General features: G+C 42.4%; 22 protein-coding genes. 14 read left to right on the forward strand and 8 right to left on the reverse strand.

Annotation, left to right across the window (positions count from 1 at the left end; translation table 11 throughout):
• Positions 1-19: 19 nt before the first annotated feature.
• Together AC4CU3_RS14505 and AC4CU3_RS14510 are read right to left on the reverse strand one after the other, a co-directional pair.
• Positions 20-820: a DUF2071 domain-containing protein gene (locus AC4CU3_RS14505; RefSeq protein WP_279043840.1), complete on the reverse strand. Its 801-nt coding sequence runs from the start codon at positions 818-820 to the stop codon at positions 20-22.
• A 108-nt stretch (positions 821-928) separates the two neighbouring features.
• The gene (locus AC4CU3_RS14510) at positions 929-1708 is read right to left on the reverse strand and encodes a ferredoxin--NADP reductase (RefSeq protein ID WP_004696086.1); all 780 of its coding nucleotides are present in this window, start codon (positions 1706-1708) and stop codon (positions 929-931) included.
• A gap of 102 nt (positions 1709-1810) precedes the next feature.
• On the opposite strand from AC4CU3_RS14510, the gene tsaA reads away from it, so the two are divergent.
• Entirely contained in the window at positions 1811-2521 is a 711-nt protein-coding gene (gene tsaA / locus AC4CU3_RS14515; RefSeq protein WP_279043841.1) for a tRNA (N6-threonylcarbamoyladenosine(37)-N6)-methyltransferase TrmO, read from the forward strand.
• Positions 2522-2526: 5 nt separating this feature from the next.
• On the opposite strand, the gene AC4CU3_RS14520 is transcribed toward tsaA, so the two are convergent.
• On the reverse strand, positions 2527-3783 hold the full coding sequence (locus AC4CU3_RS14520; RefSeq protein WP_279043842.1) for a DUF4010 domain-containing protein: 1257 nt from the start codon (positions 3781-3783) through the stop codon (positions 2527-2529).
• 208 nt (positions 3784-3991) lie between these two features.
• On the opposite strand from AC4CU3_RS14520, the gene tfpB reads away from it, so the two are divergent.
• From tfpB to AC4CU3_RS14540, 4 genes are all read left to right on the forward strand, one after another.
• Positions 3992-5749, forward strand: coding sequence for a type IV pilus assembly ATPase TfpB (tfpB, locus tag AC4CU3_RS14525; RefSeq protein ID WP_159152861.1), 1758 nt, complete (start codon positions 3992-3994; stop codon positions 5747-5749).
• A gap of 101 nt (positions 5750-5850) precedes the next feature.
• A complete protein-coding gene (locus AC4CU3_RS14530; protein ID WP_004696098.1) occupies positions 5851-6213 on the forward strand; it encodes a NirD/YgiW/YdeI family stress tolerance protein in 363 nt (120 codons plus the stop codon).
• A gap of 144 nt (positions 6214-6357) precedes the next feature.
• Positions 6358-7020 (forward strand): response regulator transcription factor, encoded by a 663-nt coding sequence (locus AC4CU3_RS14535; protein WP_010327161.1) that lies wholly within the window; start codon positions 6358-6360, stop codon positions 7018-7020.
• Entirely contained in the window at positions 7020-8357 is a 1338-nt protein-coding gene (locus AC4CU3_RS14540; protein ID WP_279043843.1) for a sensor histidine kinase, read from the forward strand. Before AC4CU3_RS14535 ends, AC4CU3_RS14540 begins: the two co-directional genes overlap by 1 nt.
• A 122-nt stretch (positions 8358-8479) precedes the next feature.
• On the opposite strand, the gene hemP is transcribed toward AC4CU3_RS14540, so the two are convergent.
• Positions 8480-8647 carry a hemin uptake protein HemP gene (gene hemP, locus AC4CU3_RS14545; protein WP_004696105.1) on the reverse strand — a complete coding sequence of 56 codons (168 nt, stop codon included), beginning with the start codon at positions 8645-8647 and terminating at the stop codon, positions 8480-8482.
• Positions 8648-8797: 150 nt separating this feature from the next.
• Here hemP and AC4CU3_RS14550 point away from each other — a divergent pair, with 150 nt between their 5' ends.
• The gene (locus tag AC4CU3_RS14550) at positions 8798-9697 is read left to right on the forward strand and encodes an NUDIX domain-containing protein (protein ID WP_279043844.1); all 900 of its coding nucleotides are present in this window, start codon (positions 8798-8800) and stop codon (positions 9695-9697) included.
• 12 nt (positions 9698-9709) lie between these two features.
• On the opposite strand, the gene AC4CU3_RS14555 is transcribed toward AC4CU3_RS14550, so the two are convergent.
• Together AC4CU3_RS14555 and mrcB are read right to left on the reverse strand one after the other, a co-directional pair.
• Positions 9710-10258, reverse strand: coding sequence for a tetratricopeptide repeat protein (locus AC4CU3_RS14555; RefSeq protein WP_279043847.1), 549 nt, complete (start codon positions 10256-10258; stop codon positions 9710-9712).
• A 21-nt stretch (positions 10259-10279) separates the two neighbouring features.
• Entirely contained in the window at positions 10280-12676 is a 2397-nt protein-coding gene (gene mrcB / locus AC4CU3_RS14560; RefSeq protein WP_005400554.1) for a penicillin-binding protein 1B, read from the reverse strand.
• 151 nt (positions 12677-12827) lie between these two features.
• On the opposite strand from mrcB, the gene AC4CU3_RS14565 reads away from it, so the two are divergent.
• The 3 genes from AC4CU3_RS14565 (at position 12828) to AC4CU3_RS14575 (ending at position 14570) form a co-directional block, all read left to right on the forward strand.
• Entirely contained in the window at positions 12828-13766 is a 939-nt protein-coding gene (locus AC4CU3_RS14565; RefSeq protein WP_078426355.1) for an NAD(+) kinase, read from the forward strand.
• Positions 13767-13769: 3 nt separating this feature from the next.
• Positions 13770-14036, forward strand: a complete 267-nt coding sequence (locus AC4CU3_RS14570; protein ID WP_005400556.1) for a YeaC family protein — start codon at positions 13770-13772, stop codon at positions 14034-14036.
• 93 nt (positions 14037-14129) lie between these two features.
• Complete coding sequence (locus AC4CU3_RS14575) at positions 14130-14570, forward strand: hypothetical protein (RefSeq protein WP_005400557.1); 441 nt, start codon at positions 14130-14132, stop codon at positions 14568-14570.
• A gap of 28 nt (positions 14571-14598) precedes the next feature.
• Here the strand turns inward: AC4CU3_RS14575 and AC4CU3_RS14580 are convergent, their stop codons facing one another.
• On the reverse strand, positions 14599-15594 hold the full coding sequence (locus AC4CU3_RS14580) for a glycosyl transferase family protein (RefSeq protein ID WP_236769652.1): 996 nt from the start codon (positions 15592-15594) through the stop codon (positions 14599-14601).
• Positions 15595-16004: 410 nt separating this feature from the next.
• Here AC4CU3_RS14580 and AC4CU3_RS14585 point away from each other — a divergent pair, with 410 nt between their 5' ends.
• The gene (locus AC4CU3_RS14585; protein WP_078426358.1) at positions 16005-17348 is read left to right on the forward strand and encodes a dicarboxylate/amino acid:cation symporter; all 1344 of its coding nucleotides are present in this window, start codon (positions 16005-16007) and stop codon (positions 17346-17348) included.
• Positions 17349-17490: 142 nt separating this feature from the next.
• Positions 17491-18633 (forward strand): acyl-CoA dehydrogenase family protein, encoded by a 1143-nt coding sequence (locus AC4CU3_RS14590; RefSeq protein ID WP_126037264.1) that lies wholly within the window; start codon positions 17491-17493, stop codon positions 18631-18633.
• A 55-nt stretch (positions 18634-18688) separates the two neighbouring features.
• On the opposite strand, the gene AC4CU3_RS14595 is transcribed toward AC4CU3_RS14590, so the two are convergent.
• Positions 18689-19207 (reverse strand): DJ-1/PfpI family protein, encoded by a 519-nt coding sequence (locus AC4CU3_RS14595; RefSeq protein WP_126037262.1) that lies wholly within the window; start codon positions 19205-19207, stop codon positions 18689-18691.
• 456 nt (positions 19208-19663) lie between these two features.
• Between AC4CU3_RS14595 and pheA the strand changes: the two genes are divergently transcribed.
• The 3 genes from pheA (at position 19664) to AC4CU3_RS14610 (ending at position 24184) form a co-directional block, all read left to right on the forward strand.
• Positions 19664-20773, forward strand: a complete 1110-nt coding sequence (gene pheA, locus AC4CU3_RS14600) for a prephenate dehydratase (RefSeq protein WP_004696123.1) — start codon at positions 19664-19666, stop codon at positions 20771-20773.
• Between the two features lie 66 nt (positions 20774-20839).
• Positions 20840-21931, forward strand: coding sequence for a histidinol-phosphate transaminase (gene hisC, locus AC4CU3_RS14605; RefSeq protein ID WP_126037260.1), 1092 nt, complete (start codon positions 20840-20842; stop codon positions 21929-21931).
• 3 nt (positions 21932-21934) lie between these two features.
• Positions 21935-24184: a bifunctional prephenate dehydrogenase/3-phosphoshikimate 1-carboxyvinyltransferase gene (locus AC4CU3_RS14610; protein WP_490738339.1), complete on the forward strand. Its 2250-nt coding sequence runs from the start codon at positions 21935-21937 to the stop codon at positions 24182-24184.
• Positions 24185-24250: the final 66 nt, after the last annotated feature.

Here is a 24250-nt window from a genome sequence, read left to right on the forward strand (position 1 = left end):
GTATTCATTATTTATTGCACTATTTACCCGAGTAATTAAGACAACTCGGCGGTAAATAAATGGTGAATTCATTGATTGGTTCAATCAGAACGCTATAAGGTTTGAGCTGATCGTCATAGGATACCAGATTGAGCCTTGCTAAAAGTTCAAAGCGAGCGTAATGCAGTGTTGCAGGTTTCGGATTTAAGCGACCATGCCACACACGATAGCTGCCGAGTTTTCCATCGCGGAGATGGTAAAATCCTGCCAAAGGATGAGTCAAGAAGACCTGATAACTTTCTAAATTGGGAAAGCCTTCAAAAAGCCATTGGTCATGTTCGGACTGAGACAAATGCACATCTGAAGTGGCCCATGCCGATTGGGTACGCATTTTATATTGTGTATATCGACCCTCTACATCTTGCTGACAATCAAACTCAATCTGTGCTGGATGCCACGGTAATTGCCAAACATAACGAGGAACGATTAGCGTCCAAGAGTCCAAAGTTGTTCCTAAAAACCAAACACAACGTTCCTGTGTTTCCTGATCAATCACGTAGACCCGATAATTGGTTTGCCCCATAGTGAATTTTGGAAAAGGGTAAACCGCAGAGCTGAAATCGACATCGATGAAGGGCACTACTGACATCAGTGCATGTTGTTTGCCTTGGTACTGGACCGTGTCTAACTTAAACCGTGCTGGAATGATCTCTTTAAAACGAGCTGGGTCAACGACATAAGTAATCAGGGCAAAATGCTGGAGTTTGCACTGTACATCGAGGCCGCTGGGTTTGGGTTTTGGATGTAAATAGTCTTTAAATTTGAGTTCTGGAAAGGTCATGGGTTTGAATTCTGGATTTGTTATTTTTTTTAATATTAGATAAAACTATGCGTAGAGTAAATAAAAACCGAAGCCTAAGCTTCGGTTTTTTAATATCTTTATACGATCTTATTTTTCAACGAATGCACGTTCAATCACGTAGTCACCAAGTACACCCATACGTGGCGACTCTTTTAAACCATGTTGGTCTAGAAGTGCAGCAACGTCATCGAGGAATGCAGGGCTACCGCAAAGCATTGCACGGTCCGTTTCTGGGTTAAAACGTGGTAAACCGATCTTCTCAAAAATCTCGCCAGTTTCAATTACTGTTGTTACACGACCTTGGTTTGGATACTCTTCACGAGTAACTGTTGGGTAGTAAACCAATTTGTCTTTAATGCCTAGCTCTTCAAAGAACTCATTGTTCGGAAGTTCGTCTAAAATAAGGTCTTGGTAAGCCAACTCAGAAATGAAACGTGTACCATGAACTACAATTACTTTCTCAAAACGTTCGTACGTTTCAGGATCACGAATGGTTGCTAAGAACGGCGCAAGACCTGTACCAGAAGAAAGTAGGTATAGGTTTTTACCTGGGTTTAAGTCATCAAGTACTAAAGTTCCAGTTGGTTTTTTAGATACCAAAATTTCGTCGCCCACTTTAACTTTTTGTAAAATAGAGGTTAAAGGGCCATCAGGAACTTTAATTGAGAAAAACTCAAGTTCTTCTTCGTAGTTTGCGCTAGCGATAGAATAAGCACGCATTAACGGTTTGCCATTTACTTCAAGACCGATCATCACAAATTGACCGTTTTTAAAACGTAGAGCAGTGTCGCGCGTCGTTTTAAAAGAGAATAAAGTATCATTCCAATGGTGGACGTGAGTAATCTTTTCGACGTTGAAAGCAGCCATTAAAGGTCTCAATAAATTATCAAATTAGAACAGGTTGCTATTCTAATCTAAAATCATTCTCGATAAACTGAATATATTTAATTGAGCTTATTAGAAAAAGTGATGATGACTGAGTTAACCTTGCCGATTATTGGCTATATGCACTCTTCTTATAAGGAAAAGTTTGGTATTCCTCGTCAGCCTAATTTGGTTCAAGTGGAATCGTATATTGAAATGCTAGCACCCTATAATGATGTTCTGGCCTTTGAAGGAATTGAGGCATTTAGTCATTTATGGTTGTTGTGGCAGTTTCATGACAATAAAAATCCAGAAAAAACCCAGTTTCGTCCACAAGTTCGTCCGCCACGCTTAGGAGGGAATAAAAAAATAGGGGTGTTTGCTACGCGCAGCATGTATCGTCCTTCACCGATTGGTCTATCGGTGGTGAGGCTCAAGTGCGTCAAAAAAGAGGGGAAGTCGGTTCGAGTGTATGTCACAGGAAGTGATTTGCTAGATGGCACTCCGATTGTGGATATCAAACCTTATATACACTACTCAGATGCAGTTATAGATGTGGAAAGTGGCTATGCGCAAGATGAACCTAAACGTAAATCGGTGATATGGTCGGATCGGGCGATCGAACAGAAGCAGCAGCTTTTGATGAGTGAAAAACTTTCACTACAGACCGTACAAGAGCTTGAAGCCGTTTTATCTTTAGATCCCAGACCGGCGTATCAGGATGATGAAGCACGGGTATATAAAATGAAATTTGCTGCTGTTGATATCGCTTTTACAGTGGGTGAAACTACAGTGAATATTACGGCCGTAGAATGATAGCCTTAAAGAGAGAAGCTCCAATACAATAGCCCAATCAAAACCACCATATGCAAAATCTGAATCGGGGCAAAAGCAATAAAGTATTGCTTACCACCTGTTAAGGCGGCATTAACGGATTTAGCAACAGCGTGTGCAGTCAAACCTAAGATAAATGCTGACATTGCTGCCGTGTCTGTCGGTGTTCCTTGCATCACGACTGTTGCCATCGCTGCATGGATTTCAAATAAAGAAGCCAGCAAAGTCCCTGCTATTAAACCTGCATCTCCCAGCCAAAGGTTAAGTCCATACACACCCGCTTGGATGAACGTCAAAGTCAGGGCAATAATGCCAGCCTCTTTTAAGCTAAACATGCGTGAATCAGTGGGTTGATGTTGTTCTTGTGCAGGGGCAGATCGTACCAACGCATAAGCACAGATCCCTAAAAGGACACTTGCTACAAGAGTCGGAAGCAGTATAGTTTTGAGCCAAAGTATACTCACACCTGCGACTATAATTAGTAGTTGCAACAAAGTGGCAATACAGGACATTAGCGCTGCACCTGCATTGGGTTTGGCAAGTGCTCGACCTGCACGTACTTCCATGCCTAAGCTGGCAACAGTCGCTGTACTGGATACAAAACCTGAGGCGATTGCCGATAAAATCATGGCATTTTTAGTGCTCAGCAGTCGTTTGGCGATATGCGCAAGCGCTTGAACAGCAAGAATGAGTGTGACTAATTTTAAAATAATATAGGGATTCAGCACAGCACCCCATAAAGGCGTATTCGGCGTTAAGGGCAAGGCAACTAGAATCAGTGCTAGAAGAAAGATACCGTCTTTAAACTCAGCCTCAGTAATCCATTTCCCCGCAATGCTGTGCATCGGATGTTTGGTCATTAAAATAATGGTCAGGAGCACGGCTAAACCTGCAGCAAGTGATGTATTCCATAAGCACATCGCCCCGATAAAATAGGTCATGACAAAGGCAAGTTCAGTGGTTGAACCCAAATCTTCGGTTTGGTTTTTCATTGAGAATATAACTATGCCGCCGATGATCAGCGCACCAACAATGCCAATATTGACACCAAATAAAAAACAAATGGCACCGAGAAGGGCACAAATGGCAAAGGAGCGTAGTCCTGCAAAGCTCTGTTGGTTTTCACGTTGTTTGCTTCGTTCGCGCTCTAGACCAATCAACAGTCCACAGCCCAATGCCGAAGCCAAGGTGATGAGGACCTCAGATAAAGCTAAGCTGTTGATGGAAATTGCGCTGAAGTCCAAGCCTATCTCACAAAATTTAATGACCTGTCTAAAATATAGGCGAATGCTGAAGGTGGATTCAAGTTAAAAGAGCAAGATTTGTGAGTAAATTCGTGATTATATTTATGAGCTTGGCTACTCCTCGATATTTGTAGGATTTGCTTATGCTTTGTGCGAATGAATACAGAAAATCTTGCTATAGTGGGGTTATGTTTGGGGACGTATAACAATGAATTTTAATTTTGAAATTGATACCACTTGGTGCTTAGATCAACTGTTTAAAGATGGGCGAATCACTGAAAAAGAAAAAAATCTAGTACAAACCTCGCACCGTCAACGCGATCAATTGAAGTGGCATCCCTTACAGTGGATTGCTCATTTTAATTTGGTGGATCAGTTGCATCCACAGTCGAGACTGACATTAAATCGGCTGTGTCAGTGGCTAGCCGAAAAGACCCAATTACCGTTTTATGTGATTGATCCACTCAAAGCCGATGTGCAAGCTTTGACTTCGGTGATGTCTCAAGAATTCGCCTTCCGCAATAAAATCTTGGCAGTAGAAGTTCAGGCTAATCAAGTTTTGATTGCAACAGATCAGCCGTATATGAAAGATTGGATTGCAAATTTGGAGCAGAATGTTGCACCGAAAAAAATCCAGCGTGTATTACTCAGCCCTGAACAATTACAGCGCTATATGGTCGAGTATTATCAGGTGAGTCGCGCCGTCAGTAACTCCCAGAAGTCTGGGAGTTATGACCGTGATAATAAAGGCGTAGAAGCACTTTTACAGTTGGGTGATAGTCAAAACCCTGATGCCAATGACCAACACATTGTTAAATTAGTCGACTGGGTTCTACAGTTTGCTTTTGAGCAAGGTGCCAGTGATATTCACTTAGAACCACGTAAAGACAACGGCAAAGTTCGTTTCCGTATTGATGGAGTGCTGCATACGATTTATAACATGCCTGCCAATACTTTAACCGCAGTGATTTCGCGGATTAAAATTTTAGGTCGAATGAATGTGGCGGAAAAACGTAAACCACAAGATGGACGGTTAAAAACACGGACACCGAAAGGACAAGAAACAGAACTGCGTCTTTCGACTTTACCGACTGCTTTTGGTGAAAAGTTGGTGATGCGTATTTTTGACCCTGAAGTTTTAGTGCGTAGCTTTCAGCAGTTGGGTTTTGAAGGGCATTTGCTCAGTGATTGGCAAGCGCTGACTTCGCATAGTCACGGCATTATTTTAGTGACAGGGCCAACGGGTTCAGGTAAAACCACCACGCTTTATTCTTCTTTGAAACAATTGGCTACGGAACAGGTGAACGTCTGTACCATTGAAGACCCAATTGAGATGTTAGAGCCGAGTTTTAACCAAATGCAGGTGAATACAGGCATTGATCTTGGGTTTGCTGATGGTGTTCGCGCACTGATGCGTCAAGACCCTGACATTATTATGGTCGGTGAGATTCGTGACCATGATACGGCCAATATGGCGATTCAGGCCGCACTTACAGGGCATTTGGTGCTTTCAACTCTGCATACTAATGATGCACCTTCCAGTCTGACGCGTTTGCATGATTTAGGCGTACAACCGTTCTTAACCGCGGCAACCATTTTAGGGGTGTTGGCACAGCGTCTCGTACGTCGTTTATGTCCACATTGTAAAGTTGAAAAGCAAATCAATAGCCAAGAATGGGAGCATCTGACTTTTGATTACATTATGGAGATGCCTGAAAAAGTCTTTACCGCAGTGGGATGTGAAGAGTGTCGTCAAACGGGCTACAAAGGACGAGTCGGCATCTATGAGTTTATGCCCGTGAGTTTAGAGGCAAAGCAACTGATTGGTGCCAATGGTGACTTGACTGCACTGCGTCAACAAGCCAAAAAAGAAGGCATTGAGCCTTTAAGAATTGCGGGTGCTCGTAAAGTTTTAGAAGGCGTCACGACACTAGAAGAAGTGTTACGTGTCGTCCCACTTAACTAAGCGTTTAATGCTTTAATTGAATCTTTCTTAAGATTCAGCTCATCTAGCTTTGGTTTAATGACTTCATCAAATAGATGAACAATTAAATAGAGGTACTGGATATGAATATGATGATGAAAGCGTTATTGGTTGCAGGTGTTATTGGCTCAACCACTGTCGCTGTAGCAAACACCGCAGTGAACCAAGCGGCAGTTGCTGCTTCAACACCAACTACAGTTAAGCATGCGTTAACATTAAAAGATGACAGTCACGTCCAGTTAAAAGGTTATGTGGTCAAAGCCATTGGGGATGAGAAGTATGAATTCCGTGACCAAACTGGTTCAATTACTGTCGACATTGATGATGAACTATGGGGTGGCAAAGCGATTTCAGCTAAAACACCTGTAACCATTATCGGTGAAGTGGATATTGATTACAAACCAGCAAAACGCGTTGAAATTGATGTAGATCAAGTGAAATTCTAAATACGCTAGTTCAAGCTCAATTCAATTTTGATTGGACTTTCTTAAAAAACCACAGGGCTTCGATTGGATCTTAGCCCTGTGGTTTTTGTATTTTGAGCCATTTCACGGCATGATCTAAACAATCGTAATAAGGCAGGTTAAGCAGTGCGGATATTATTGGCAGAAGATGATGCCTCTCAAGCTGAGAGTATTAAAACTTGGCTTGAAATGGATGGCTACAGTGTCGATTGGGTGGAACGGGGCGACCATGCCATTTTAGCCATTGAACAGCATCAGTATGACTGTGTGCTTTTAGATCGTGGTTTGCCGCATGCCACAGGTGATGACATTTTGCTGAAAGTCCGTGGCAAGAACCTATCGACTCCTGTAATTTTTTTAACAGCGCGTGACAGTATTCGAGATCGAGTCGAAGGGCTAGACTTGGGCGCCAATGATTATTTGGTCAAACCTTTTAGTCTAGAGGAATTATCTGCTCGAATTCGCTTACAACTTCGACAGCAACAGCATAGCAGCTCGCAGGTATTGAGTTATGCCAATATTCAACTCGACCCGCAAGCCAAAAGTGTGACTCAAAATGGTCAAGCTGTTAATTTAACCGCCAAAGAGTTTCAAATTTTGCATAAATTGATGCTCAAACCCGAATATGTCGTTACGCGGGAACAACTCGAAGAAAGTCTTTATGCATGGGGTGATGAAATCGAAAGTAATGCAATTGAGGTCTTTATTTATCAATTACGAAAAAAACTCGGTAGTCAGTGTATTAAAACCATTCGTGGTTTGGGCTACAGAATGAATCAGGACACATAATGGATCAGCCAATTTCACTGCAGCGTCAGCTCGTTAAAAGTTCGCTCCTCAGTTCGATACTGGCGGGGCTTTTGGCATTGCTGATGTTTATGGGGGTGTCGGTTTATCAGACTATGTCTATGCAAGATGAAATCATGGATGAAATGGCCGATATGTTGCTGGCAGATGATTTAACGGTCAGCAATGGTCAAGCCTTGGCAGAGCTTAGTGATGAGTTTGATATTCGCTATCGACTCGATAATGCACAGCAACTTTTGACTGCATCCGAAGATGTGCCTGAAAAAATTACCGTTGATCATTTGAGTTTGGTTTCAGATGCACCTTATGGTTTTTATTGGTCAGAGCATAAACTGTGGCGTATTTATACTGCACAGGATAATCACGGTTTGCAGGTTCAAGTGACCCAGTCGATGTCCGAACGTTTCCATGCCTTTTGGCAAAGTATCCTAGTTTTCAGTGGTGTGTTGTTTTTAGTCTGGTGTGTACAGTGGTTGTTGATGCATTTTGCCATTCGACGTAAATTTCGGATGATACACCAAGTTTCAGAGCAAATTTCAAATAAATCGGTCAATGATTTAGCACCTATTTCTATGCCAGAACCTGAGCTGATTGAGTTGCAACCGATGCTGTCTCAGCTGAATGCTTTATTGGCGCGTTTAGACCAAGCTTTAGTGGCAGAGCAGCGCTTTACCGCGGACGCTTCACATGAGCTACGTTCTCCACTCTCCGCGATACAAATGCGACTTCAGGTGCTTAAGCGCAAGTTCCCTGAACTTGAAAGTGAGTTCAAACCGATCCAGCAAGATGTCAGTCGTGGGGTACAGGTGTTGGATAATTTGTTGTTGCTGGCACGTCTAGACCCTGAGCAAAAGGGAAGCTTAGCGAAGACTAAGTTTGACTTCAGTCTGCTAATGCTGGACGTGATTAAAACTTTACAGCCTTTTGCGGACTCAAAACAGATTAAAATTAGCGCGGTGCTTGCAGAGCAAGCCTATGTATTGGCCAATGAACAGCTCTTATTTAGCGCACTTCGCAATTTGCTCGACAATGCCATTCGCTATAGCCCCGAGCAGGCACAAGTTTTTGTCAATCTCACGATCGAAAAACAGCAACTCAGACTGAGGATTGAAAATAGTGGAAATGGGGTCGATGCTACGATTATCCAGCGTTTAGGTGAACGCTTTTATCGGGCTTTAGGTACAAAAACACAAGGTTCAGGCTTGGGTTTATCGATTTGTCAGAAGATTGTCGATTTACACGCAGGGCAGTTGTTATTTAGTTCATCCGACTTAGGCGGTTTAAAAGTGGAGCTGCTGTTAAATAGGGTTGAGCCTTAGATGTGCAGATTGTGATCTGTGATAAAAAAAGCATAAATGATCAAACTTAAAGACATTAAAAAGCAGTACGCGCTGACATACTGCTTGTTTCCACGATTATTGTTATTGGGTTTTTATAGTTCTTATTTGGTAAGAATGAGTCGATTATTGCGAGTGAGTCGTAGACGATACTCTTCTCCAGCATGCATAATGCGAATTTCACGGCCTAGGGCAAATAAGTTGTTTGAGTGTAGCATTGGTAGTGAATGGGCTGTTTCGTTACGAGTAAATAAGCTAAATGGTGCGTTCATTCCGGCGACTCCGTGGTATATGTTGAACGATTTAAATGATAATCATTATCGAATGAGGCTGTCAACATTTTCTCGCTGAAAATATAAAAAACTTCAATATCGTTACATGCAATCACTCAATACACTACACATCTGAAATGGAATCTGATTATGTCAAAACCTTTGGTTCAAGTCGCTATAGCCATCCTTTTACATCAAGGCAAAGTGTTGGTGGGCTGGCGCCAGGCGGAACAGCATCAGGGCAATAAGCACGAATTTCCTGGAGGGAAGGTGGAAGCAGGTGAAACGCCTGAGCAAGCTTGTCGCCGTGAAGTTTTAGAAGAAGTAGGAATTGATATACAAGATTGGCATGCTTTTGACTGTATTCAGTTTGAATATGATGATGTGATTGTCAATTTGCATTTATTTCATGCTGTAGTATCAAATCATCTATTGGCAGACATTCACTCACCATGGGCGTGGTTCAAGCGTGCCGAATTACAAGATCTTAACTTTCCAAAAGCCAATCAAGCCATTTTGAAGCGACTCTATGCTGCACCCGTGATTAAAATTTCAGATCAAATCGATCTGTTGAAGGATTTGCCTGAACAACAAGTGCTGTATTGGCGAGTGCCTGCCAGTCCTGAACATATTTTAAAAATTGCAGAACTGAGTGTAGAACAATTGGCACGGGTGATTGTCAATATAGAGCTATGGAAAGATTTAAATCCACTCCAACAGCAGGCAGTTGCGGCCATACACCTGAAACAATCTCAACTCATGCAATTGAGTAAAGGGGAGTTGAACGTTGGGCAGCGTTATATAGCGGCCTGTCATGACCATAGCAGTGCTGAACATGCGCAAGAGATTGGCTGTGATGCACTTTTACTCAGCCCTGTACTTGAAACACTCAGCCACCCAAATAGTGAAACTTTGGGTTGGGAGCAGTTGAGCCTGATTGCAGAAGAGATTCATATCCTAATTTTTGCTCTCGGCGGCTTACAGTTAGCCGATTTAGCCAAAGCGCAAAGTTATGGCGCTTATGGTATAGCAGGGCAGCGTTCCATCTAACTGAGCGTGCTTTTAAGACAGACTTTTGATTGCTGTTTGAGCTTGTTGAATGGTTTTCTGATTCTTCTGCATTTGACCTGCTTTTAAGATAACGCTCCAAAGTTGCTTTTTCATGGCATTGCTTTGGGCATAACTCAAGCCGCGATGTGCAAGCGATTCCGCATTTGCAGGTTGTTTTTGTTGATTAGCAATTAAAGCCAAATACAAAAAGGTCTCACTCGACTGTGGCGCTAAACGCTGTGCTTGCATGGCGTAGCTTTGTGCTTGACTCCACTGGCCTTGGCGATAGGCCGTTTGTGTTTTTTGCATCAGACTTTTAAAAGCAGGAAGCTGTCGCCCATCATCAAACTGTTGTTTGCTTTTCTGCTCAGGAATCACAATCTTCTGACGTTGAATTTCTTCGCGGTCATAAGGGTGAATTGTTACCCCTGAAGGTGTTTTCTGCTCTTTATCCGACTGTGTCGGCTTTTCAGGTATCTTTTTTTCAGCTGGCTGTGGGAGGCTTTGACAGCCTGCCACAGTCACGATGGTTGCTAAGATACTTAAACGTTTAAACCACATCAAAATTTAAATCCGTCCTATTTATTCAGGTTGATAGCTACCACTCGAAATGACTTGCGTCTCATCTTCTAAGTTACGCTGCATGTTCGATTCACTTTCACGAATATAGTTGTCTATGCTGTCGCCTTGTTCAGGTGTAGCTTGGTAACCATCTGTTTCAGGATTGTAAGTGGGTTCAACTTGATAATGCGGTAAGCCACATGCTGTTGCTTTGCGTGGTATGGTATTCCGTAAAAGGGGGATATACATTGCACCTTCACAACCTTGAGCAGCAAGATAACCCGTGCCACGATCAATCCAATGCCATTGCACATCATCTGGTTGGCGTAAGTTGACTGGTTTTTGACGTAGCTGGCTCATCACATTGGTCCACACTGGCAACGCACCTGAAGAACCTGTTAAGCCAGTTTGTTTGTTGTCATCTAAACCTAGCCAAACCACAGAAACATAATTGCCCGAGTAACCTGCAAACCATGAGTCACGGGTGTCATTGGTGGTTCCAGATTTGCCTGCAAGCTGAAGCGAGTTCGGTAGAGTGTTATAAGCTGAACGACCTGTACCTGAGGTCATCACTTGTTGTAGACCATAGTTCAGGACATAGGCAGAAGCAGGGTCAATGGTTTGTTGGACATTTAAACCATAACGGGTCAGCAAGCGACCATTTTGATCGACAACAGTACGAATGGATTTAGTCGGATACTTAAAACCGCCTGTGGCAAAGTTGCCATAAATGCTGAGCATTTCCATCGGAGACATGTCTACTGCACCCAAGAAAATGGATGGATAGGTTGGAATATTACTGGTCACACCAAAACGTTTTAGGTGATTGCTAAACGTCGATAAACCAAACTCTTGACCAAGGCGAACAGCTGATAAGTTATATGAATTAGACAGTGCTTGTACCATTGGCACAACGCCATGTTCACCACCACTATAGTTCTTAGGTGTCCATGCTTTACCATTGGCTTGAATACTAATGCTACTGTCTTCAATTGGGCTGGCCCAGTTGTAACGTCCCGACTGAATCGCACTGAGGTAAATCACAGGTTTAAGTAATGAACCAACTTGACGTTTGGCATCGAGTGCACGGTTAAAACCAGTAAAGTCTTGGGTTGAACCAACAGCTGCGACCAATTCACCATTTTCAGGATGTGCAACCAATACTGCACCTTGCAGCTCTTTTAGACGGCTTGAGCCACGGCTTAAGCGACTAACAGTCGATTTAAACGCATCTTGAATTTTGGTTTGGGCAATCGGATCGAGCGTTGTAAAGATGCGTAGACCTTGGTTGGTCAAATCACCTTCTTGGTATTCGGTACGTAACTGACGGCGTACAATGTCTAAGAAATCTGGGAAACGTGAAGGGCCGAGAGTCGGTTTGGCTATCACATTTAAAGGGCGAGCTGTTTCAGTTTCGTATTGTTCTTGGGTTAGATAGCCCATGACCAACATGTTGTTTAAAACAATATTACGACGCTTTTTTGCAGCTTCTGGGTTACGCCAAGGGTTATATAAGGTTGGACCTTGTACCAAACCCACCAAATAAGCTTGTTGCGCAATATTTAGCTCACGCAAAGGCATGCCGAAGTAAAACTGCGAAGCCAAACCATAGCCATTAATAGAATAGTTGCCATTTTGACCGAGGTTCACTTCATTGAGATAGGCTTCTAAAATTTCATCTTTGTCATAGTGAAACTCAACCAATAAAGCCATAAATGCTTCATTGACTTTACGCTTAATGGTTTTTTCAGGGGTGAGGTAGAAGTTTTTCACCAACTGTTGAGTCAGTGTTGAACCACCTTGACGTTTTCCACCCGTGACATTACTCACAATCGCACGTGCCGTACCACGAATCGAAACGCCGTGGTGACTATAGAAATTACGATCTTCTGTTGCAATTAAAGCCTCAATTAAAGGCTTAGGGACTTTGTCGAGTTTAATCAGGACACGGTCTTCGTTATGCTGTGGATAAATCCCGCCAATCAGCATCGGCTCTAAACGTGCAATCCCTGTAGAAGAGGGTTTAGTTGCACTGACTTCAGCCACTTGCTCATCGGCAAAGGTGACTTTAAGCACTTGTTCAGGCTCGACACTATCACCGAAGTCAAAGCCACGAGTGTGTACATATAGCTCATTGCCAGAACTGACAAAGTTCCCTGATTTGGTATAGTTTTCCGAGGACTTATAGCCCAAAAGTTTTAACTCTTGAGTGAAGTCAGCCTGACTGACAGGGGCATTGGTATACACTTCGAGCGGGCGTGCGAATACCTTCGCAGGAATATCCCAGCGCTTGCCTTCAAACTTGTCACGTACAACGGAGTCGAGTCTTATTAAATAAATACTAAACACCAAGAATGCTGCAATGACTAAGATGCAAAAGATCAGTGCAATTAAACCTATGCCACGTTCTGACTTCATAAATACGAATAAGATCCTGAGAAATTGTGCTAATCATGCGAAGCTTTTCGCTAATTTGCAATAATTAAACTGTGAACAAACTGAAATATAGACAATTCCGCGTGTAGCAGCAGTCACTTTAGTTTTTGAATCAATTTAAATAAATAATGTTATGATAGGCGAGAATCGTAGCGGAGCGATGTTGCAGGTGCAAATTTCACATAAAACATTTCGAAACATAGGCTTAATTGGACGTCCAGATAAGTCTTCAGTTGTCGAAACCTTATGTCTTATTCATGATCATCTACTCAGCTTAGGGTTACATCCCGTTTTTGATGCGCAAACCGCTGAACTGGTTCCTTATAAAAACACGCAAACGGTGAGTCGTGCGCTTCTGGGTGAAGTGGTCGATTTGGTGATTGTGGTGGGTGGGGATGGCTCACTTCTGCATGCTGCACGTGCCTTGGTTAAATTTAATACCCCTGTAATGGGTGTAAACCGAGGGCGTTTGGGTTTTTTAACCGACATCAAGCCGACTGAAGTGATTTTTAAGCTCGATCAAGTCTTAAAAGGTGAGTTTCAGTTAGATCGTCGTTTCTTATTGGAAATGGAAATTCGCTCAAAGGGCGAGACGATTTATGATGCTATTGCGCTAAACGATGTGGTATTACACTCGGGCAAGTCGGTGCATATGATTGACTTCGAACTCAATATCGATGGTCAATATGTCTACCGTCAACACAGTGATGGTTTGATTGTATCGACGCCCACGGGTTCAACAGCCTATTCGTTGTCAGGTGGTGGCCCAATCGTGCATCCGGGGATGGATGCGATTGCTTTGGTACCGATGCATCCGCATACCTTGTCTTCACGCCCGATTGTGGTGGGTGGACACAGTGAAATTAAGCTTCTGATTCGTGAAAACCGTGTCTTGCCGATGGTCAGTGCCGATGGTCAACACAGTGTTTCGCTCAATGTGGGTGATAGCTTACATATTCGTAAGCACCCCTTTAAACTGAATTTATTACATCCACCGGGTTATGATTTTTATATGTCATGCCGAACTAAACTTGGGTGGAACCAAGATTTTGACTCTTTTCAACAGGATTAAATCATGAATATTGAACAGATGCTTTCTATTTTAGATGCCGATATTGTTGAGCGTTTAAAAACAGCTGTAGAAATTGGTAAATGGCCAAATGGCATTGCGTTGACTGCTGAACAACGTCAAACCTGTATGCAAGCCGTTATTGCTTGGGAGCATCAGAATACGCCTGAAAAAGAACGTACGGGTTATATCGATAAAGGGCATAAAGAAGAAGGTGAGGAGTGTGATTCTCATGTGCCTGAACCAGAATTTAAACCTATTCGTTTTATTTAATTGATTAAAAATGCGTTGAATCGCTTAGCAATAGATGCTTGGTGATTCAACAACTCAATCTAACAAGAATACCTTCAAACTGTTTCAATCATTATGCTTATAAAAATAATAAAGCTCACTCGACTCAGTTTATTCTTCATTACTGTAATTTCGACCAATGTATTTGCTGAGCGAACAAGTGATGCAAGAAAAATTGAATGTTTATTAGATGTTTCTGTGTTACCGAGTCAAAATTTTCAAAATCCCGTCACACAATACACATCAATGAAAAATGATGGTTATCCGATGTTATTGATTGGAATAAAGATCCATAACACCCATGCAGGTGAAGCATCGAAAAAGATAAAAAGCCATCAAATCTATTGTTCAAACCTAATTGGACAACAAAAAGATGTTTATTTATCTGGTCCTCATGAATCTCAAAAAATCGACATTCATATTGGTGATCAGTTGATTCTCAGAAATATTCATTCTTCAGGAAAGCGTTATCCTTACTGGGCTGACTTTTATTGGATCGAAAAGCGTGACGAATAACGTTCACGCTTTTGTTCGTCCCCTCTGCTTAGAAACGAGTGTGCCAAAGCTGGTTGGCCTGTTGCATGGCATCGCTATATGTATCGCACACTCCCATGGTATAGAGCGCAATGCCAATGGTTTCAGTCACTGCCATTTCACCATATTCATGTTGTTTTTCACCCAGCCAAACTGCTTTAAACTCAGCCAAATCTAACTCTTCTTCAATTGGGCTTCGGTTGTCGGTGAGTTTAGGTAGCTCATGTTCGTAGAGTTCACCATTTTTGATGCCGCAGATCAGTGTTTTGGCATCTGGGTTACGTTCAAATTCGCCGCCTTCACCTTTAATGACAGCGCTATTTTTATAGCCCAGTTTAAATGCTGCTTGCTGATGCGAACCACGATAGGCAGGGTGGAAAATAGCTTGCAAGGTTGCTTTGGCATTAAATGGATTGATCAAGCGCGCAAGAGTATGAATGGGTGAACGAAGACCCATAACATTTCGTAGGGAAATTAAGTCACTTAAAATCGGGGAGATGGCGTGCAGCGGTAGATAAGCAAAATTACGCGTCGCTAATTCCTGTTCTACATCTGCTTGAGTTTGGCAAATATTAAAATCAAGATATTCCAATACCTGTTCAGTATAAATACGGTTAATGGTATGACCTGATGCACCGTGCATCACGACCTTATAACCTGCTTTGGCTAAAGTCAGTGCCGCTAAGAGAAACCATGGATAGTGTTTACGCTTGCCTGCATAAGAAGACCAGTCTAAATCGACCTCTAAAGCCGTGAACGGCAGTTGATCTCGTGTGGCTTGAACAAAGCCTACCAGTTCATCTACAGACTCTTCCTTAACTCGTAGTAGCATCAGAAATGCACCGAGCTGTACATCTAACACTTGATTTTTCAAGATCATATCAAAGGCTTGGTAAGCTTCTTCACAACTGAGTGAGCGCGCACCATTTTTTCCTTTGCCAATAATGCGAACAAACTGGGCAAAAGGGTGCTCAGCATCTTTATAAATATTTCTTTTGTTGTTCATGGAAAAACCAAAGTAAGTGAAGGCTGTGTTGTGCTATTTTAGTGGAACAATCAAAAAAAACAGCACTTTTAATTTTAAATAAATTTTCTACCATTAGACTAAAGTATGAGCCATATTGTTTAGATTTTATACATTATGATTGAAATCAGTTTACTTTGATTAAAGAATGTTAGGTAAAATTTACCCAATACTTGTGACTCGCTAGTTTTTAGTCTCTCCCATTGCAGTAAATGTGAATGAACTGTGATTTTTGTCACAGTGCTGTTGTTTGTACACCATGATTTTTTTACCCGGTGTTTGGATGCGGTCCAAACTGTGGGCTTTTTTGTGTTTATCAGAAAGCCAACTACCTATGAGGAAGTATAGGTATACCGATTTTTTCAGTCTTTTGATTTACAGAAGTATTCGTTATGACTAAGAAACCAATCTATAAGTCACTATATTTTCAAGTTATTGTCGCGATTATTGCGGGTATCTTAGTAGGACATTTTTTCCCTAGTGGTACGCAAGTTATCAATGGCGTTGAAAAATATGTACCCGGCTGGGGCGAGCTTTTTTATCCTCTAGGTCAAGGCTTTATTAAGCTGATCAAGATGATTATTGCGCCAGTAATTTTCTGTACCGTCGTGAGTGGTATCGCGGGTATGGAAAGTATGAAGTCTGTGGGTAAAACAGGCGGTGTTGCGCTACTTTACTTTGAAATTGTATCGACTATTGCACTATTGATCGGTTTACTGGTCATTAACATCTGGAAGCCAGGTGTGGGCATGAATGTTGACCCTTCAACACTAGATACTTCTGGGATCTCAAAGTTTGTTGAATCTGGTCAGCAGCAATCGACTGTCGATTTCTTTATGCATATTATTCCAAACACCGTGGTTGGTGCATTTGCTGAGGGTGAAATCCTGCAAGTGCTACTTTTTGCCTTGATGTTTGGTTTTGCATTACATAAGTTGGGTGATGCAGGAAAACCTGTACTGAAGTTCATCGATCAAATTTCTCATGTGTTCTTTAACATTGTAAACATGATCATGAAACTTGCTCCAATTGGTGCTTTTGGTGCAATGGCATATACCATCGGTAAATATGGTATTGGTAGCTTGGCACAGCTTGCTCAGTTGATCATCTGCTTCTACATTACCTGTTTACTTTTCATTTTCTTGGTTCTAGGTACTATTTCACGTCTTTGTGGCTTCAGTATTTTGAAAATGATTCGTATGATTCGCGAAGAGTTGTTGATCGTACTGGGTACGTCATCTTCAGAATCGGTTCTACCGCGTATGCTGAAAAAGCTTGAAATTGCAGGTTGTGAAAAGTCAGTGGTTGGTTTGGTTATTCCAACAGGTTATTCATTTAACTTAGACGGTACCTCAATCTATTTAACGATGGCGGCAATTTTCATTGCACAAGCGACCAATACTCAGCTGGATCTTATGCACCAAGTGACTTTATTGGGTGTGTTATTGATTTCATCGAAAGGTGCTGCGGGTGTAACAGGTTCGGGCTTTATTGTGATGGCAGCGACTTTGTCAGCCGTTGGTCATATTCCAGTGGCGGGTCTTGCGCTTATCTTAGGTATTGACCGTTTTATGTCTGAAGCACGTGCCTTAACCAACTTGGTGGGTAACTCATTGGCAACGATTGTTGTTGCGAAATGGGTGGGTCAGTTAGACCAAGAAAAATTAAACTTCGCACTTGCAAATCCAGAAGAAGTAGATCGCCAAATGGCTGTTGAAGAAAATGCTCACGCATAATTTCAGTTCATCTTAAAAAGGAAGCCCAAGGGCTTCCTTTTTTATTGGAATATAAAATGGCCTGATGCGTTCATGACAGTTGCCTTAAAAATGGCTAGCATGTGAGCTGAATAATAAAACAACGTCACTACAAGGAAGAAGCATGTTGAATTACGATGCAGACTTAGAACTATTTCGCGATAACTTTCGCCGTTTTATGAATGAACACATTGCACCACACTATGAACAGTGGGAACGAGAAGGCTTAATGCCGCGCTCAGTCTGGAATGCCTTGGGTGAAAATGGCTTCTTATGTGTTGATGTTCCAGAGGAATACGGCGGTTATGGTGTTCCAACGCATTATTCACTGATGTTGGTGGAAGAGTCGGCACGTGCGGGTTTTAGTGCTTTATCGACAGGTATTTCTTGTCACTCTGAAATTGCTGCGCCTTATATTTTGCACATTGGAACGGAAGCACAGAAGCAGTACTGGTTACCGAAAATGGTGTCAGGTGAAGTGGTCGGTGCGATTGGAATGACGGAACCGGGTGCGGGTTCAGACTTACAAGCCATGCGAAGTAATGCCATTTTGCAAGGGGAGCATTATATTTTAAATGGCTCTAAAACCTTTATTTCAAATGGGCAGCATGCCGACCTTGTGGTGTTGGCAGTAAAAACTGATCCGCAAGCCCGCGCAAAGGGTGTTTCGCTGATGTTGGTCGATACCCACTTGGATGGGTTTAAAAAAGGCACCAACCTCGACAAAATTGGGCTACATTCACAAGACACTTCTGAGTTGTTTTATGACAATGTGAAAGTCCCGAAAGATCAATTGTTGGGACAAGCAGGTCAAGGTTTTGCTTATCTGATGCAAGAGCTACCACGAGAGCGTACAGCAATTGCAGCAACGGCTATAGGGGCAATTCGTGGTTCGATTGATGTCACTATCCAATACGTCAAAGAGCGTCAAGCCTTTGGTCAACATATTTCGCAGTTCCAAAATACACGTTTTGTTTTGGCTCAAGCCAAGATTGATGAACAAGCCACAGCTGCTTTTTACAATCAAAACGTTGAGCTTTATATGCAAGGTAAGCTGGATGTCGAAACCGCAGCTGCGCTGAAATGCTTTTCAACAGATATGCAAATGAAGGTGGCAGATAATTTATTGCAGCTCTTTGGTGGCTATGGCTATATGAGTGAATATCCAATTTCACGTTTCTTTGTCGATGCGCGTATTCAACGCATCTACGGTGGGACCAATGAAATTATGAAAGAAATTGTCGCACGTAGTTTGCTTGGGCGCTAAGCCTTAGGTGTTGATATAAACATGTGTCTAAAAAGAGCCTCAAGTAGGCTCTTTTTTATCGGTTCAGTACCAATAAACTTTCTTGTATAAAGGCGGGTAGGTCATATTGGGTTTGCGATGAAATGTATAAATTATTGTCATTCATAACACCTGTGTCATACAGCACGGCACCTGCATCTTTTAAGTCTTGATGAAGGTGATGGATACACGTCATGCGTCTACCTTTCACAACTCCAGCATGCATTAAAATTTGCGGAGCGTCTGCACTGCATAAAATAGGTTTTTGCGTGTTTGCAAAGTGCCTGACAAATATGACATAGCGTTCATCTTGGCACAGGTTGTCTGGCGAAAACCCACCTGGGATGAGTAAGGCATCGAAGTCATGCACAGAGGCATCATCGATACTTTGGTCAATGGTGACAAAAGCTTTACGCTTTTTGCCATAAATGATTTTGCCAGCCTGACTTTCAAGGTTAATAATACTATGCCGAGCTGCTCGAAATGCTTCTACGGGTTCAGCATATTCGGCATCCTCAAAGTCATAGGTGACCAAGACTGCAATTTTTTTGTGCATGACAGTACCTACAGTTCATTATTGTTTTGTTTTATTGAGACTATAGAGCAATCGCTACTGCTGCATACTCTCTTTGTTATGAATACGTCAACTTAAGTAAAGCATATTTTAAAAGATATTCTAACGCACTGAAATACGGATGAATGGTGATTTTTGTGAAGGTGTAGCAAAATTTTTCAAAACCTAGACACAGCTTTAAAAGCGTTGAGTTAAGACCCAAATGCCATCGTCTTAGTGTTTTGCTTGAGTGCTATTCTATGCATAACAGTAAGAAGAAAATAGGCAGGACTCAGTGGTTTTATTGATGTCTATTATTGGGGCAGTTTATTGATAAACTTGATGATTAAATCAACTGTCTGTTTTTAGCACTGAAACATACAAAGTCTTATTGCGCAAGATTTCAAAGCTAACTATTGTTATACTGTTTGCACAATGTTTATGAAGGGCGACATAACAATGATCCAAGACGATCAAAACACAACGACTTCTCTTGACCTCAATCAAATCCGTCAGGATATCGACTCTGTTGATCAACAGATTCAACAACTTATTAACCGTCGTGCGAAACTGGCGGAAGCTGTTGCAAAAGCAAAATTTGCTTCTGAAGAGAATCCAATGTTTTACCGTCCAGAACGTGAAGCGCAAGTTTTACGGAATGTTATGGAGCGTAATGAAGGCCCTTTATCTGATGTGACCATGGCACGTTTGTTCCGTGAAATCATGTCTGCATGTTTGGCTCTAGAAGCACCGCAAAGTATTGCATTTCTAGGCCCTGTCGGTACGTATACACACTCTGCGGTGTTGAAGCACTTTGGACATGATGCTGTGGTTCGTCCTTTACCGACCATTGATGAAGTGTTCCGTGAAGTGGAAGCAGGCAGTGCACACTATGGTTTGGTGCCAGTAGAAAACTCATCAGAAGGTGTGGTCAACCATACTTTGGATTGTTTTAAAGCCTCACACTTAAATGTAATTGGTGAAGTTGAATTGCGTATTCATCACCAGTTTCTTGTGTCTGAAAACACGCGTAAAGACAGTATTAAACAAATTTATGCGCATCAGCAAACTTTGGCACAGTGTCGTGCATGGTTAGACGCACACTATCCAGGTGTGGAACGTGTAGCTTTAAGTTCGAATGCTGAGGCGGCACGTCGTATTCGTACTGAATGGCATTCGGCTGCTATTGCATCTGATGTTGCAGCAAGTATTTATGATTTAGAAATTTTACACAGCAATATTGAAGATAATCCTGAGAACACCACACGTTTCTTGGTGATTGGTCGTGAAAGAATACCGCAAAGCGGTAATGATAAAACGTCATTGCTGATTTCTGCACATGATCGTGCAGGTGCATTATTGGAAATCCTTGCACCATTTGCAAAGCACAACATTAGTTTGACCAGTATCGAAACGCGTCCTGCATTGCCTGAAAAATGGGCTTATGTTTTCTTCATTGACCTAGAAGGGCATGTGGAACAAGATAATGTTAAAGCAGCTATTGAAGAGATTCGTCCACTCGTGAAAGAAGTTCGAGTATTGGGTTCATACCCGATTGCAGTACTGTAATCTCTAAGGTGGTTGGGTTTACTCCAAACTCAACCATGTCACCACTTGTAAGAATGGAAAGGTCACATGTCGTTTGCTCCAGCCAATGAAGGTATTGCGAAGTTAAAACCATATCAACCGGGTAAGCCAATCAGCGAATTAGAGCGTGAATTGGGAATGACCGATATTGTTAAGCTTGCTTCAAACGAAAACCCTTTGGGTTGTTCGGACAAAGTCAAAGAAGCAGTTGTTGCTGAATTGGTGGAAATTGGACGATATCCAGACGGTGGTGGTTTTATCTTGAAGGATCAAGTGCATACGCAGTTTGGTGTAGCACATGATTGTATTACTTTAGGCAATGGTTCAAACGATTTACTTGAAATTTTTGCCCGTGCATTTGTTTCAGAAAAAGATTCGGTGGTGTATAGCCAACACGCATTTGCAGTCTATGCTTTGGTCACACAAGCGATTAATGCCGAAGCGATTGAAGTACCTGCTCAAGGTTTTTCGCATGACCTTGACGCGATGGCGGCAGCAATTAAAAACAATACCAAATTGGTGTTTATTGCGAATCCCAATAATCCGACAGGAACTTGGTTTGAAGAGGCTGAGTTTGAGCGCTTCATGCAAAAAGTACCGAGTCATGTGATCGTGGTTTTGGATGAAGCTTATGTGGAATATTTCCCAGAAAACTTTAACAGCTTAAAGTTTTTAGCACAGTATTCAAACCTGATTGTTAGCCGTACCATGTCGAAGTGCTTTGGTTTAGCGGCATTACGTGTTGGCTTTGCTTTAGCATCGACAGAAGTGACAGACTTCTTAAATCGTATTCGTCAGCCGTTTAACGTCAACCATTTAGCCATGGTGGCAGCAGTTGCTGCACTGAAAGATGAAGATTTTATTAAGAAATCACGTGTGGTCAATAAAGCGGGCATGGTGCAACTTGAAACAGGGTTTAAAGCGCTAGGCCTAAACTATGAGCCTTCTCGTGCCAACTTTATTTTGGTCGATATACAAGCCGATCCTGCACAAACTTTTAATGCTTTATTAAAAGAAGGGGTGATTGTTCGTCCTGTGGGCATCGCCAATCATTTACGAGTATCGATTGGAACTGAAGCTGAAAATACGAAATTTTTAACGGCTTTGGCCAACGTACTAGGTTTAGAGGCGAACGCTTAAATTATGTCTGCGCCACTGTTTGAAAAAGTTGCATTTATTGGTCTTGGGCTGATTGGTTCGAGTCTTGCACGGGTGATGATGGCTGAGGGTTTAACTCAAAATATTGTAGCTTCTACACGTTCGGAAAAAACTTTACAGGATGCCAAAGCTTTGGGCTTAATCCAACAGGGGTATAGTGATCCTGTACAGGCGGTTCAAGGTGCGGACTTGGTGGTTTTGGCCTTGCCTGTTCGTGCAACGCAAAAAGTCTTGGAAACCATCAAACCATATTTGCAAGAACATACGATTATTACCGATGTGGGCAGTACCAAAGGTAATGTGGTCGACGCGGCCAAAGCAGTGTACGGCGAAGCATTACCTGCTGGCTTTGTACCGGGGCATCCCATTGCGGGTGCAGAACACACGGGTGTGCATGCGGGTAAGGTCGATTTATTTGCAAATCATAAAGTGATTTTGACACCGTTACCGACCAGTGCTGATTGGGCTGTAGAGAAACTGATTCAACTATGGCAAGCTGCGAAAGCAGAAGTGATTTGTATGGATGTGGCCAAGCATGATGAAGTCTTGGCGCATACCAGTCATCTTCCGCATTTGATGGCCTTTAACTTAGTTGAACAACTGGCAAACCGTGAAGATAATTTAGATATTTTTCGCTATGCTGCGGGGGGATTTCGCGATTTTTCTCGAATTGCGGCAAGTGACCCACAAATGTGGCACGACATCTTTTTTGCCAATAAAAAAGCCATTTTAAATGCCGTAGATGGTTTTGAAAACCAACTGGCAACGATTCGTAAACTCATTGAAGATGAAGATTCACATGCTTTAATGGGCTTGCTTGGACATGCGCAAGCAGCACGCCAGCATTTTAACCATATGCTCGCTCAAAAACCTTTCATGGAGAACAATAAAGTGACGACACAGCAATTCACCATATTACCGGGTAAAAAAAGTTTCCAAGGTAAGTTTAGCGTGCCAGGTGATAAATCTGTGTCACACCGTTCAATCATGTTTGGTGCAATTGCAGAAGGAACGACGCATGTGACAGGTTTCTTGGAAGGAGAAGATGCGCTAGCGACCTTACAAGCCTTCCGTGATATGGGCGTGAGCATTGAAGGTCCTAAAAATGGTGAAGTGACGATTCATGGTGTGGGCGTAAATGGCCTAAAAGCGCCAGCAAGTGCGCTTTACATGGGTAACTCAGGGACTTCAATGCGTCTGCTTTCAGGGATGCTTTCTGCACAAAAATTTGACTCTGTCATGACGGGTGATGCATCACTGTCGAAGCGTCCAATGGAACGTATTGCTAAACCGTTACGTGAAATGGGTGCACAGATTCAAACCACAGGTGAGCGTGGTACACCTCCTGTTTCGATCACTGGAAACCAAGCTTTACAAGGCATTCACTATGACTTGCCAATGGCATCTGCGCAGGTGAAATCTGGGATTTTATTGGCAGGTTTGTGGTCAGCAGGTGAAACATCAGTCACAGAACCAGAACCTACGCGTGACCATACTGAACGTATGCTACGTGCATTTGGTTATGATGTGAAAACAGAGGGCAACCGTATTTCACTGCAAGGTGGCGGTAAGTTAGTCGGTACAGAGATTCAAGTGCCATCAGATATTTCATCGGCTGCTTTCTTTATGGTGGGTGCTGCGATTACTGAAGGTTCAGACGTGACTTTAGAAGCAGTGGGCATTAACCCAACGCGTACAGGTGTGATCGAGATTTTGAAGCAAATGGGTGCGAACATTACCGTTGAAAATGAACGTATTGCAGGCGGAGAGCCGATTGCAGACATTCGTATTCAAGGTACACGTACACTCAAAGGTATTCATATGCCTGAAGATCAAGTGCCATTGGCGATTGATGAATTTCCTGCATTATTTATTGCGGCTGCCTGTGCAGAAGGGCAAACCGTATTAACGGGTGCTGCTGAACTGAGAGTAAAAGAGTCAGACCGTATTCAAGTGATGGCAGATGGTTTAAAAACCATGGGTATCGATTGTACACCGACTGACGATGGCATCATCATCGAAGGTAAAGGTCATTCGGGCGAGTGGGGTGCGATTTTCACTGGTGGCGAAATTGAATCACATCATGATCACCGTATTGCAATGAGTTTCTCAATGGCCGGCTTACGCACCTCTGGTGAAATTAAAATCATTGGTACTGAAACGGTTGCAACCAGTTTCCCGACCTTTACGCAATTAAGCAATCAAGCTGGTTTAGCGATTCAAGTCACTGAATAAGACTAAAGCTTAGATATTTTGTGTGAGAACAGCCAAGCTTTTGCTTGGCTGTTTTGTGTTAAGCCA

Source organism: Acinetobacter sp. 802_lipA, from assembly GCF_058242885.1.